Annotated in this window: 10 protein-coding genes; 3 read left to right on the forward strand and 7 right to left on the reverse strand. The window is 60.6% G+C overall.

Going from position 1 to position 12,409, the window contains the following annotated elements; genetic code table 11:
• Window positions 1-151 precede the first annotated feature (151 nt).
• Window positions 152-3,454 carry an FG-GAP-like repeat-containing protein gene (locus LZ496_RS02570; protein ID WP_283937866.1) on the forward strand — a complete coding sequence of 1,101 codons (3,303 nt, stop codon included), beginning with the start codon at window positions 152-154 and terminating at the stop codon, window positions 3,452-3,454.
• A 55-nt stretch (window positions 3,455-3,509) separates the two neighbouring features.
• Here LZ496_RS02570 and LZ496_RS02575 read toward each other — a convergent pair whose 3' ends face one another.
• The 6 genes from LZ496_RS02575 to LZ496_RS02600 form a co-directional block, all read right to left on the reverse strand.
• Entirely contained in the window at window positions 3,510-4,286 is a 777-nt protein-coding gene (locus LZ496_RS02575; RefSeq protein WP_249903025.1) for a CheR family methyltransferase, read from the reverse strand.
• Between the two features lie 62 nt (window positions 4,287-4,348).
• Window positions 4,349-5,458, reverse strand: coding sequence for a chemotaxis-specific protein-glutamate methyltransferase CheB (gene cheB, locus LZ496_RS02580; protein ID WP_249903026.1), 1,110 nt, complete (start codon window positions 5,456-5,458; stop codon window positions 4,349-4,351).
• Between the two features lie 7 nt (window positions 5,459-5,465).
• The gene (locus tag LZ496_RS02585) at window positions 5,466-5,831 is read right to left on the reverse strand and encodes a response regulator (RefSeq protein WP_235066540.1); all 366 of its coding nucleotides are present in this window, start codon (window positions 5,829-5,831) and stop codon (window positions 5,466-5,468) included.
• Between the two features lie 54 nt (window positions 5,832-5,885).
• The gene (locus LZ496_RS02590; protein WP_249903027.1) at window positions 5,886-6,332 is read right to left on the reverse strand and encodes a chemotaxis protein CheW; all 447 of its coding nucleotides are present in this window, start codon (window positions 6,330-6,332) and stop codon (window positions 5,886-5,888) included.
• The gene (locus tag LZ496_RS02595; protein WP_249903028.1) at window positions 6,332-8,683 is read right to left on the reverse strand and encodes a chemotaxis protein CheA; all 2,352 of its coding nucleotides are present in this window, start codon (window positions 8,681-8,683) and stop codon (window positions 6,332-6,334) included. Before LZ496_RS02595 ends, LZ496_RS02590 begins: the two co-directional genes overlap by 1 nt.
• Before the next feature lie 67 nt (window positions 8,684-8,750).
• Window positions 8,751-9,404 carry a histidine phosphotransferase family protein gene (locus LZ496_RS02600; RefSeq protein ID WP_249903029.1) on the reverse strand — a complete coding sequence of 218 codons (654 nt, stop codon included), beginning with the start codon at window positions 9,402-9,404 and terminating at the stop codon, window positions 8,751-8,753.
• Window positions 9,405-9,488: 84 nt separating this feature from the next.
• Between LZ496_RS02600 and LZ496_RS02605 the strand changes: the two genes are divergently transcribed.
• Window positions 9,489-10,442 (forward strand): RluA family pseudouridine synthase, encoded by a 954-nt coding sequence (locus LZ496_RS02605; protein ID WP_249903030.1) that lies wholly within the window; start codon window positions 9,489-9,491, stop codon window positions 10,440-10,442.
• Window positions 10,443-10,492: 50 nt separating this feature from the next.
• Window positions 10,493-11,398 (forward strand): RNA polymerase sigma factor RpoH, encoded by a 906-nt coding sequence (gene rpoH / locus LZ496_RS02610; RefSeq protein ID WP_249903031.1) that lies wholly within the window; start codon window positions 10,493-10,495, stop codon window positions 11,396-11,398.
• 23 nt (window positions 11,399-11,421) lie between these two features.
• Here the strand turns inward: rpoH and LZ496_RS02615 are convergent, their stop codons facing one another.
• A complete protein-coding gene (locus LZ496_RS02615) occupies window positions 11,422-12,240 on the reverse strand; it encodes a class I SAM-dependent methyltransferase (RefSeq protein WP_249903032.1) in 819 nt (272 codons plus the stop codon).
• Window positions 12,241-12,409: the final 169 nt, after the last annotated feature.

The following is a 12,409-nucleotide window of genomic DNA, read 5'->3' on the forward strand; positions in this document are numbered from 1 at the left end:
ATTCTGAGACTTGCATACGCGCAGTTTGTGCGCCGGTGCCAGTTTAACTTGGGGGAACTCATTCAGTCGTTGCGACAATGGCGAGGGCAACCCGCTCCCGCAAATCATCGACTGCCTGAAATTCCCTTGATCGATTTGTGCGGAGTCCTGAATGCCGACGATTAACGGAACTTCCGGTAATGACACGCTCGACGGTACGGTAACCGATGACGTCATCAGCGGGCTTGACGGCGATGACATTTTGCGTGGCTTGGGCGGCAATGATCAACTGAACGGCGGTGAGGGCGACGACACGCTTGACGGCGGAGCGGGCAATGATGTCCTCGATGGCGGCGCAGGAATCGATACTGCGGACTATTCCAATGGTGCCGGAGAAACCCGGATCGACCTCAATTGGACCGTACCCCAGAACACCGGCAGTTCCGGCAACGATACACTGATCGGAATCGAAAATGTCATCGGCTCGAACTACGGCGATTTTCTAACAGGTAATGCGAGCGCCAACGCCCTGTACGGCGGAAATGGCATGGATCGCCTGACCGGCGGCGGAGGAGATGACCTCCTTGATGGCGGACCCGGTATGGACACTCTGATCGGCGGCACCGGCAATGACATCTACATATCGAATGGTGATGAAGTCGTCGAGAATGCGGACGAAGGTATCGACGAAATTCAAGCTTCCTCGTCCTACACCCTACCCGCCAACGTCGAGAACCTCTGGTTGGGCGGGGTTGCGAGCTACGGCGCCGGCAACGAACTCGCGAATGCAATCCAGGGCAACGATCAGTCCAATCATCTCTTGGGGCTAGGCGGCGATGACATGCTCAGCGGGAGCCTGGGCGACGACACTCTCGATGGCGGCACCGGCAACGACACGATGCTGGGCGGGTGGGGCAATGATATTTACTACGTCGACACCGCCCTGGACGTCGTTATCGAGTCAGACACGGACAACGGGACCGATACGGTTCGCAGCACCGCCGCAAGTTTCACCTTACCGGGAAACGTCGAAAATCTCGAGCTGCTGGGCAACTCGTTCCTGACTGGCAGCGGTAATGCCTTGGATAACTTGATCACCGGCAACTCGGGCAACAATCGGCTTTTCGGAGGGGCAGGCAACGATACGCTATTCGGTAATGATGGTGACGACCTGCTTCACGGAGGCGAAGGCACTGACACGCTGAACGGCGGTTCAGGAAATGACACGGCAAGCTACAGCAATTCATTTTTGGGAGTCACTGTAAACCTCTCGATTGCCGGGCCGCAGAATGTTCTTTGGGACAATATCGACACGCTCGTAAGCATCGAAAGCATAATCGGCTCGATTAGCGGCAATGATACGCTTGTTGGTGATGGCGGATCAAACCGTCTCGATGGCATGGGTGGCAACGACACCCTTCGAGGCGGTGAGGGCGATGACTTTCTGAACGGAGGCGCCGGCAACGACACGCTCCTCGGAGAGGGCGGCGACGACGTCATAACTGATAGCGACGCTGGAAATGACATCCTGGACGGCGGAGCCGGCAACGATTTCATATCCCTGTATCGCCTTGATTCGAGCCTGAACGAGGCGGTGACGATCCGGGGCGGAGACGGCAACGACATGATTACCGCCTGGAGCTACGCTTCTGGCAGTGTTGTGATCGATGCGGGAGCCGGCGACGATTCCGTATCACTCGTCACATCGAACAATTCGCAACAAATCACGCTCGGGACCGGACGCGATGTCCTCAATCTCGATCTCTTCCAGCCGATTCAGGGGGCGGGGCAGACCAGCCGCATTGTGACCGATTTCCAGACCGGTGCGGTCGGCGACAGTGTTTTGATGCACCAGCTGCTGAGTCGCTACGGCGAATGGGACGGCCAATCCAATCCATTCGAAGCCGGCGTAATCCGGCTCGTCCAGCGTGGGGCAGATGCGGTCCTACAGATGAGCGGAATCGCGGGCGTAAGCGATTTCCAGGACGTCGTCATATTTCAGAACGTCAGCACCGGGAGTTTCGTTGCCGAGAATTTTGGGGGGTTCTCACCCAATGGCGTGCCTGCAGCCCCCACCAACCTCACGGGAGATGGCGCCGATAACACGCTCAATGGTGGATATGGCGAAGACATCATCAACGGGCTGGGTGGCGATGACACCATCGACGGCTCGACTGGAAACGACATCCTTCGAGGCGGCGACGGGTACGATACGATTCGGCCGGGGCAAGGGAACGATGTTGTAGAAGGCGGCGCAGGTAACGATTTCATCGATCTATATCATGATGGCGGCTCGGACTCGGTCGACGCTGGAACCGGCAACGACTGGATCAGGGTTTATCGGACGTTTCGCGACGTCTCTGAAGACCTCACCATCATTGCGGGCGATGGCGACGATCAACTTACCTACCAGAATTTCGATCGCGGAACGCTGACTGCCTCCCTTGGCAGCGGAGCAGATCTCTTCATCATCCTTGGCGCTCGCCAGGACATCAAGCTGACGCTGGGCGCGAACGCCGACATCATTGATCTATCCCAAAACGACCCCACGCTCATTGGCGAAATGCTGATCACAATTGCCGACTATGTTCCCGGTGAAGATCATATCGAGTGGGGCTATTATCTACAGAACCAGCTGATCGGATGGGATGGTCAATCAAATCCATTCACCTCGGGATACCTGCAGCTTGAGCAGCAGGCTGGAAAGGTTGTGCTCTCCATCGACCGCGATGGATCCAGCGACAGCACTTACGCCGCCGCCCCGTTCCTCGTCCTTGAGAATGTCTCCCTGAGCTCGCTTTCGTCGGCGGACTTCGCAGGCCATTCGCCTGCCAGCGACGCCCGCAACGACTTCAACGGCGATGGGCGCAGCGATATTTTGTGGCGCAACGACAATGGGCAGATGACCAACTGGCTGGGCGAGGCCGATGGCGGCTTTGCCTACAACGATGCCAATGCCGCCAACGTCATCGCTACCGACTGGCGCATTGCCGGGGTTGGCGACTTCAACGGTGACGGCCGCGACGACATTTTGTGGCGCCGGGACAATGGGCAGATGACCAACTGGCTGGGCGAGGCCGATGGCGGCTTTGCCTACAACGATGCCAACGCCGCCAACGTCATCGCCACCGACTGGCACATTGCCGGGGTTGGCGACTTCAACGGCGACGGCCGCGACGACATATTGTGGCGCCGGGACAATGGGCAGATGACCAACTGGCTGGGCGAGGCCGATGGCGGCTTTGCCTACAACGATGCCAATGCCGCCAACGTCATCGCTACCGACTGGCGCATTGCCGGGGTTGGCGACTTCAACGGCGACGGCCGCGACGACATATTGTGGCGCCGGGACAATGGGCAGATGACCAACTGGCTGGGTGAGGCCGATGGCGGCTTTGCCTACAACGATGCCAATGCCGCCAACGTCATCGCCACCGACTGGCACGTACAGCCATCCGAAATCCTGTGGATGTGAGGGTGTCGAGGAGACAATTTGTTATGCTTGTCGACTCGTGGACGTGCCTACCAAGTCAAGCCCCAACGGCGATTTGCGGCAAATCCGTGCCTGTCCGCCGATAGAGTCCGCGCGCCTCGGAATCCGCCTCGAACCGGCGCGTCTGGCCGATTACAGTTTCGCCCGCGCCAAGCATCAGCCAACCGTCCGGCACCATCGCATCGGCAATGCGGTCGAATACCACGCCGCGCCGCTCTGAGTTCAGGTAGAGCAGCACATTACGGCAAAGGACGATGTCGAACTTGCCGGGATGGGGCGCCGGTTCAAGCAGGTTCTGTACCTGGAACCGGACCGTCCGGCGGAGCGGCTCGACGGCCCGCCATCCATTTTCGGTTTCCTCGAACCAGCGGATCATCTGGTTGATGCCAAGGCCGCGCTGGACCTCAAACTGGCTATATTGTCCTTCCCGCGCGCGCCGCACCACCGCCTCGCTGACATCCGTCCCCAATATGTCGATGGTCCAGCCTGCCCATTTCACCGGGTCTTCGGCGAACAGCATTGCAAGGGAATAGGCTTCCTGCCCGGTTGAGCAGCCGGCCGACCAGATCGTCAGACGCTTGGTAGCGGCACGCCGCTGCATCAGCTTTGGAAGTGCCGACCGCGACAGCAGGTCGAATGGAGCCCGGTCACGAAAGAAATAGGTTTCGTTATTGAGAAGTGCCTCGACGACCTGGGTAGCAAGGCTAGGTTCGCGCCCCATCACGAGGATGGTGATCAGCTCGTCGAGGCTCGGGATCCCCCGTTCGCGGAGCAGCGCGGCAAGTGCCGTCTCGATCCGCCAGCGACGGCTCATCGTCAGCTGTTGACCGGTACGAGCTTCGAGGAGTCCAGCCAGAATTCGACTGGAACTGTCGCTTACTTGCACGGGCCCTCCTCGGCACGCGACCCCACCCGGCGAGCCAGCTTGTCGGGCGAGAGTACAGCACAGGCCAAGCCCAGCTCGGCTACGGCACGCGGCATTCCCCACACCGCGGACGTGGATTCGTCCTGTGCCATGACCGAGCCGCCCGCTTCGATAAGCTTGCGTGCGCCTTCCGCTCCGTCGCGACCCATTCCGGTCAGGACGATACCAAGCGCGCCCCCGCCAAGTACGGCACCTGCCGACGCCAGCATGGGATCGACCGAAGGCATGCAACCGCTGGAGACTTTGGTCTTTAGTAGGCGAGCGATCAGCAAGCCGTTGACCTCGTCGACGAGCATGTGAGCCTCGCCAGGAGCGATGACGATGCAGTCGGGAAGCAACTGGGTCCCGTCCTGTGCGACAACGGCCTCCCTTCCCGCTGCGACCGACAATTGCCGCGCGAAGACCGTCATGAAGGCGGGTGGCAAATGCTGCGTCACGAGGATCGGAACGCCGATGCGCGCCGGAAGCGCGGCAAAAAAGGCGCCCAGCGCCTGGATGCCTCCGGTCGAGGCGCCGATTGCTACCAGCCTCAATGCTTGGCTGCTTTGCGGGCGGATGACCTGCGGCAACGATGCCGGTTGGCTGGGCCGGACCGAGCTCCGGTCCGCATAACCAAGGCCGCGAAGCTTGCTGAGTAGCACTTCGGAGAAGCGGCCGTTGAAACGACCCGTCCCGGGCTTGGGCAGCGTGTCAGCAGCGCCGAGCGCCAGTGCAGCCACCGTTTCCTCCGCCCCCTCTTCGGCAAGCGACGAGACGATCAACACCTTCGCGCCCTTTGCGGCCTCGAGAATTCTGGGAAGCGCCTTCAGCCCGCCCACGCCGGGCATTTCCAGGTCCAGGACGACGATATCAACCATCACCTGACCCAGCGCTTCGATTGCGTCTTCGGCCGTCCCGGCGATTCCGGCGATCTCGAAATTGCCGTCCGCGTCGATCATCCGGCTGAGCACCGCGCGCGCGACCATCGAATCGTCGACGATCATCAGCTTGATCGGCCGGCGTGATTCTCGGTCGGGCCCCGCCCGATGGCTGGCCCGGGAAGTGGCGAGCGCGCCGCTCATGAGAGCCTCAGGCGACGCCGACGAGTTGTAGCTTGATGTGAAGCGTTTCGCGATCGAACGGCTTCATCACATATTCGTCCGCTCCGGCCTCCAGTGCCGCGCGGATGTGCGCCATGTCGTTTTCCGTCGTGCAGAAAACGACCTTGGGCTGGTCGGAATGACCGCGCTGCCGAAGCAGCTTCAGGAATTCCATGCCGCTCATCACGGGCATGTTCCAGTCGAGCAGGACGACATCCGGCATTTTTGCCTCGCAGCGATCGAGCGCTTCACGGCCGTCGCCGGCTTCCTCGACCTGGAATTCCAGGGTCTCGAGGATGTGGCGCGCGACCTTGCGGATCACCTTGCTGTCGTCGACGATGAGGCAGGTTTTCATATGTCTTCCCGTGCGTTTGACGAGTTTATGTAAGCGATAAGGGTAACGAACATCTTAAGCCGCGCGCGCTTCAGCGCCTGGGCCGGCAATCAAGGCCGCGACATCGACCAGGAGCAGCGGCCCCTCTTCCGTTTCGACCATTCCCAGCGAGACGCGTTCCCACCCTTCTCCCATGGCAGCCCGGATCGCGGCCGGCTCGGACAGCGCTTCGACGACGTCTTCGACCGCATCGACCGTCAGCGCATAATTATGACCGTCCAGCTCGACGACCGCCGCTTCATGGATGTTGCCGTCGGAAAGGTCGGTCGCTCCCAACTCCAGCGATCGCTGGCAGTCGATCACGGTGAGGACGCGGCTGCGAAGCGCGGACAGGCCGGCGAGATGGGCCGGAGCGCGAGGCACCGGGATCAGCGTATCCAGTTCGACCACGCTTTCCACCGCCGCGGCAGGCATCGCCACACGGCTTCCGGCTATCGAAACGATCAGCAGCAACTCGTTCATCAACGCCTCCCCGCGCTTGCGGCCTTGAGCGCGATCAGCAGGCCTGTGCGGTCATATCGGTAGACACTGTCCAAACCGTCTGCGGCGTCAGGGTCGGTCGCCAGTCGCAGCACCCGCCCGCCTTGTTCGGCCGCGATTTCGCGGTCCTGCGAGACGATCGTGATGTCCGCGCTAAGCTCGTCCTTCTCGCCGATGACCAAATAGCCGGCAGCCTCGATGATGGGGCGGAGCATATTCTGCATCCAGGCGTCATTCTCCGGCAGTCGGCAGACCAGTTGCGCGGCAGGCCGCGTCGCCGCCACGCCAAGATACTCGGCGAAGATCCAGTGGGCGTCGATCAGTTCGGCGGGCTCGCCTTCGATCAGCGTGACGCCGCCGACATCACCGGGTGCATCTGCGGGAATCACGTCGCGATCCAGGCTCTTGAGGTCGATCACCTCGCGGAAGGCATAGCCGATCTCGTGGCTGCCATCGTTAAGGCGGAAAACGCGAACCTTGCCTTCGAGGGCATCGGGTTGGTCAACGCCGGCAAGCGGCAAGATCGCATCGCCCAGCTGGACCCGAAGCTGCCCGGCGCTGTGGCGAATGGCATCCTTCGCTTCCACTTCCTCGATGCGATCGACCACGCCGAGGCGAAGTGCGCGCCGCGCGCCGTCGAGCCCGCGGAAGAGCAGGACCGGGATCTCATTCGAATTGGCAGCGGCCGGTGCTTCCGCAGCGCGTCCGCCGCGTTCCAGCGTTTCGAGGCGCACCCCGCCAACCTGGGCAAGACCGGCCGGATCGAACAGCAGGATCGGACTTCCGTCGTCGGCCAAGGTGGTGCCGGCATAAAGGCCGGTCGCCATCACCGCTGGTGCGGCGGGCTTAACCACCAGTTCTTCATGGTCATGGATGCGGTCGACAGCCAGTGCATAAACATCCCCGCCCGACGGCCTCAGTACGACCAGCGTGCGTTCGTCGTCGCTCATCGTGTTGGGCAGACCCAGCACATCGGCGAGGGCGACCTCAGGCACACGGCGGCCGCGAATGGTCGCGACCCCTGCCCCGCCGATCGTTTCCAGCGTGACGCTGGCGCCATTGGCGCGGACGATCTCTTCGATCGCCGAACGCGGAATTGCGAAATGCTGCTTGCCGATCGACACGGTGAGCGCCGGAATGATCGTCAGGGTGAGCGGAACGCGAAGCGTCATCCGCGTTCCCTTGCCGGGTAAGGAATCGACCTCGACGACACCGCCGATACGTTCGACGTTCGAACGGACGACATCCATTCCGACACCACGTCCGGAAATGGCGGTGACTTCCTTTGCGGTCGAAAGGCCCGCTTCGAAAATCAGGGCCAGCTGCTCGCCCTTCGACAGCCGCTGCGCGACATCGCGCTCGATGACGCCGTTGGCCAGCGCCTTCTCTACCAGCTTGGAGCCGTCGATGCCTTTGCCGTCGTCGGCGATTTCGATCAGGATCTGATTGCCCGACTGGCGCGCCGAGACGGAAAGCAGGCCAATTTCGCGCTTCCCGGCCTTCAACCGGTCAGCCGGCGGCTCGATCCCATGATCGACCGCGTTGCGGATGATGTGGGTCAGCGGATCGCGGATCATTTCGATCATCTCGCGGTCCAGCTCGACATCGCCGCCGTCGATATCCACCAGCACCTGCTTGCCGAGTTCCGATGACAGGTCGCGCACCATGCGCGGCAGGGCTACGAACAGATTTTCGATCCGCTGCATGCGCGTCCGGGTAATCGCGTCGCGCATCTCGGCGATAATCCCCGACAAGCGCTCGAACGCTCCGCCGACTTCGACTTCGCCTGGCGCTTCGCGGAGGCGGCGGGCAAGTTCGTTGCGGGCGAGCACCATGTCGGACACGCCGGACATCACCCGGTCCAGTAGCTCCACCGAAAGCCGGATCGTGCGCGGCGTCGCGTTGCTGCCCTTTGCGCCATTGTCGGCAACGACGGTAGCGACTGCCGGTGCCGCCGCACCTTCAGCACCGGGCGCGAGCGCGTCGATCAAACCGCTGTCATCGCCCGACGGAAGTTCCTCGCCGGCATCGATCGCGGCAATCATTTCGCCGATACGATCGATGATTGCGAGGACAGCACTGACGAGCGCCCCGTCCGGAACCCTGCGGCCGGAGCGGCAGTCTGCAAGCGCGTCCTCGGCAGCGTGGCTCAGGGCCTCGAGGCGGGGAAAATCGAAGAAGCCGCAATTGCCCTTCACCGTGTGGACAAAGCGGAAGATGCTGTCGAGGCGGCTTCGATCGTCGGGATTTGCTTCCCAGGCGACGATTTCGCCGCCCAGCGATTCGAGCATTTCCCGGCACTCGGCCACGAAATCGGCAATGAGGTCGTCCATCGGAGGCGAAGCCCTACCCAGCTAAAGTTGCTTGGGTCCTCTATGCCGCCAAGGTGTTAACGCCTCGTTAGCCCTGTCCCGACCCTAAATTCGGGAGGGTAACGCCAATCAGCAGCGTCTGGTCTTCCGGATCGCTGAGCTGGATCGAGCCCCCGGCCTCCTTTGCCAACGTATGTGCCAACCAGGCACCCGCGGCACGCGGCTCAACTTCGCCGCCCGAATGTCCTTGCGCGATCGTTTCGCGAAGCTTGGGATCGAGCAGGATCCGCGGACCTTCTGCCCGGATCACCATTTCAAGCGCACCGTTCCGCCGCTCCGCCCCGACATCGAGCCGCCCGCCGCGAACCAGCGCATCGCCGGCAATCATCGCCAGGTTGAGCAGGAGTTTTACCGCTCCCTTGGGCAGCTTGTCGTCAGCCACCATCCAGCCGAGCTCGGTCCGCTTGTCTGCGCCATAAAGGCCCTCGAGAGCAGTCCTCGCCTCGCGCGTATCGATCTCATCACCGAAGCCACCGCCAGCGCCAAATGCCAGGCGGAAGAATTTCAACTTGTTGGCGGTCGCCCGGGCGCTTTCCGCAAGCAGTTCCAGGCAGCGCTCGCGCATGTCCGGGTCCTGCTCGTCCGCGAGCAATTCGATTCCGTTGTTGAGCGCTCCGACCGGCGACAGGAGATCGTGGCAAAGACGGGAGCAGAGAAGGCTGGCAAGTTCGACTGAATTCATGGCCAAGTGAATAGCGGGACTTTAACCTGAAGCAAGCATTTGCCCCCATTGAATCCTACAAGCCCAATTCCCAGATTGGGATCAATGACCGGGGGGTATAGCGAAGTCGAAATAGCGCTCGACGCCAGCCATGCAGGCTGGCGGCTCGATCGCGCACTCGCTGCCACGGTTCCGAGCCTTTCGCGCGAGCGGCTGAAGGTGCTGACCAAGGCCGGCGCGCTGACCCGCGATGGCAACGCTGTCCGCGACCCGGCGATCAAGGTTAAGGGCGACGAGCGCTTCATCTTGGCGATCCCGGCACCGGAGCCGGCCCATAACGAGCCGCAGGAAATACCGCTGCCCATCGTTTATGAAGATGAGCATCTGTTGGTGGTCGACAAACCGGCCGGTCTGGTGGTCCATCCGGCGGCCGGAAACCGCGACGGAACGCTGGTCAACGCACTGCTTCATCATTGCGGCGGGTCGCTTAGCGGCATCGGCGGCGTAGCGCGGCCGGGCATCGTACATCGGATCGACAAGGATACCTCTGGCCTGCTGGTCATCGCCAAGCATGACAAGGCTCATGAAGGATTGGCCAAGCAATTTGCGGATCACTCGATCGACCGGCGCTACCTGGCGATCGTCTCCGGCGTTCCGCGGCAGGCCGACGGTTCGGTCGACGCACCTCTCGCCCGTTCGCCGCAGAACCGCAAGAAGATCGCGATTGTCTCTGCCGGCAAGGGTAAGCGGGCCGTCACACACTGGAAGCGGCTGGAATTGCTCAACGATGCTGCGCTGGTCGAATGCCGCCTGGAGACGGGCCGGACCCACCAGGTCCGGGTGCATATGGCCTCGATCGGCCATCCGCTGGTCGGCGATCCGGTCTACGGGCGCGGAAAAGCCGTTCACAGAAAGTTACTTAATCAATTGGACTTCAAGCGGCAGGCGCTGCACGCTGCGCACTTGGGGTTCATTCATCCGGTGACGAAAGGTCGTTTGTCGTTTGACAGTGCCCTTCCGTCGGACATGCAGGAACTGTTCACCGCACTTGGTGTATAGAAATAAAACAGCTAAGGGGCGTGCCCCCTGGCGAGGGAGTGAACGAAACGATGGCTAATGCGACCCGCGTTGTGTCGATTCCCGCCTCTGGCGGCGAAGCCGGACTCAACCGCTACCTCAGCGAGATCAAGAAATTTCCGATCCTTGCTCCTGAGGAAGAATATATGCTTGCCAAGCGGTGGCGCGAACATGGCGACACCGACGCAGCCGCGCGCCTCGTCAACTCGCATCTCCGCCTCGTTGCAAAGATCGCCATGGGCTATCGCGGATATGGCCTGCCGGTCAGCGAGCTGATCAGCGAAGGCAACATCGGCCTGATGCAGGGCGTGAAGAAGTTCGAGCCGGAGCGGGGCTTCCGCCTCGCCACCTATGCGATGTGGTGGATCCGCGCCTCGATTCAGGAATTCATCCTGCGCTCGTGGAGCCTCGTCAAAATGGGTACCACCGCGGCGCAGAAGAAGCTGTTCTTCAACCTCCGCCGGATGAAGAACCAGATCGATGCGTTCGAGGAAGGCGATCTGAAGCCGGAAGCGGTCAGAAAGATCGCCAACGACCTTGGCGTGACCGAGGAAGAAGTCGTCTCGATGAACCGTCGCATGGGCATGGGCGGCGACACCAGCCTCAATGCTCCGCTGCGCGACACGGACGGCGAAGGCCAGTGGCAGGATTTCCTGGTCGACAACGGGCCGCTTCAGGACGAGATCCTGGCGGACGATGAAGAGCGCCAGGTTCGGCATGAGCTTCTGGTCGAGGCGATGGAAAGCCTCAACGACCGCGAGAAGCACATCCTGACCGAGCGCCGCCTGATCGACGAGCCCAAGACGCTCGAAGACCTCTCGCAGGTCTACGGCGTCAGCCGCGAGCGCATCCGCCAGATCGAGGTCCGCGCGTTCGAGAAGCTGCAGGCCGCGCTGATCCGCTTGGCCGGCGAGCAAAGGCTGCTCCCGGCTGCTTAAGGATCAACTCCGATTGTCGGCGGTCAGTGCCTTTTCCTGACGAGAACAGCGTCCTGATTCCTGCCGATGCCCTCTGCAGAGATGGACAATACATCAAAGTATTTTGACCATCTGCGTCGAATATACGCATGGGTATGATAGCTGGTTTGATAGAAATCAGGCAAACCATCCGTGCCTGATCCGGTTGAGTAGTAGAATCCACGAGAATTAATTTCGCTCAGCCCAGCCTTGGGAAGCTTGCTGTAGTGATTCTCACCATGGGTTGTGAAGAGGCCGATGCCGCCTGGCTTCAGGATCCGCGACAACTCCGCCAGCCAAGCGTTTTGCATTTTCTCAGGGAGGTGCGTGAAGACGCTGATGCTGAAAATGAAATCAAACTTGCCGTCGGGATACTTCGTCGGGACCTTCACGCGGTTCACATCAACGTCCTGGAATGACGGGTAATGAGCGTTTAGCCAACGAATGGGCTTGATATCTATGTCTGTCCCGGAAATCCTCCCGGGAGGAACCATGAATCCAAGCGGAATCATTAATCGACCGCAGCCGCATCCAAAATCTAGAATATTATCAAACTTGAACAGTGACTGCCCGTTGCTTTGCAATATCCGCTCGATATCGTCTAACATTCTCTGGCCGCTAATGAAAAACTTATCGTTATAAGTGCCGGCGACGCGAATTTGTAAATGCTTCGGCGGTACGGAAATAGATTTATCCTTGAGATTCAGAAGTGAAATGAATTGACTCAACTCAATCTGAATATCTGAATATTTTGTCTCAATTTTTTTGAGACGTGAGAAGACATTGATTGAACTAATAAACTGCTTAATGCTATCTATCAGCATTCATTCACCCGCTTAAATCGAATTGAAAATGCCCGTCATACCTGAAGTTCGATCAGGCGACGTGCTGGGATATCCCGCAAGCTGTAATTCGCAATGTGGGTTGGCAACAGGACCGATCTCACACCTGAAAAAGATTGTGATCTCACTGCCCGTTGGCATCGTGTGGCCA

The sequence above is a fragment of the Sphingomonas caseinilytica genome, assembly GCF_023516455.1.
In the GTDB taxonomy this organism is placed as follows: domain Bacteria; phylum Pseudomonadota; class Alphaproteobacteria; order Sphingomonadales; family Sphingomonadaceae; genus Sphingomicrobium; species Sphingomicrobium caseinilyticum.

Bases quoted from the DNA above. Each gene is read 5' to 3' on its own strand.
- rpoH (WP_249903031.1), top strand. From the start codon at position 10,493: ATGGCTAATGCGACCCGCGTTGTGTCGATTCCCGCCTCTGGCGGCGAA.
- LZ496_RS02595 (WP_249903028.1), bottom strand. From the start codon at position 8,683: ATGGACGACCTCATTGCCGATTTCGTGGCCGAGTGCCGGGAAATGCTC.
- LZ496_RS02570 (WP_283937866.1), top strand. From the start codon at position 152: ATGCCGACGATTAACGGAACTTCCGGTAATGACACGCTCGACGGTACG.
- LZ496_RS02585 (WP_235066540.1), bottom strand. From the start codon at position 5,831: ATGAAAACCTGCCTCATCGTCGACGACAGCAAGGTGATCCGCAAGGTC.
- LZ496_RS02615 (WP_249903032.1), bottom strand. From the start codon at position 12,240: ATGCTGATAGATAGCATTAAGCAGTTTATTAGTTCAATCAATGTCTTC.
- LZ496_RS02590 (WP_249903027.1), bottom strand. From the start codon at position 6,332: ATGAACGAGTTGCTGCTGATCGTTTCGATAGCCGGAAGCCGTGTGGCG.
- cheB (WP_249903026.1), bottom strand. From the start codon at position 5,458: ATGAGCGGCGCGCTCGCCACTTCCCGGGCCAGCCATCGGGCGGGGCCC.
- LZ496_RS02575 (WP_249903025.1), bottom strand. From the start codon at position 4,286: ATGAGCCGTCGCTGGCGGATCGAGACGGCACTTGCCGCGCTGCTCCGC.
- LZ496_RS02600 (WP_249903029.1), bottom strand. From the start codon at position 9,404: ATGAATTCAGTCGAACTTGCCAGCCTTCTCTGCTCCCGTCTTTGCCAC.
- LZ496_RS02605 (WP_249903030.1), top strand. From the start codon at position 9,489: ATGACCGGGGGGTATAGCGAAGTCGAAATAGCGCTCGACGCCAGCCAT.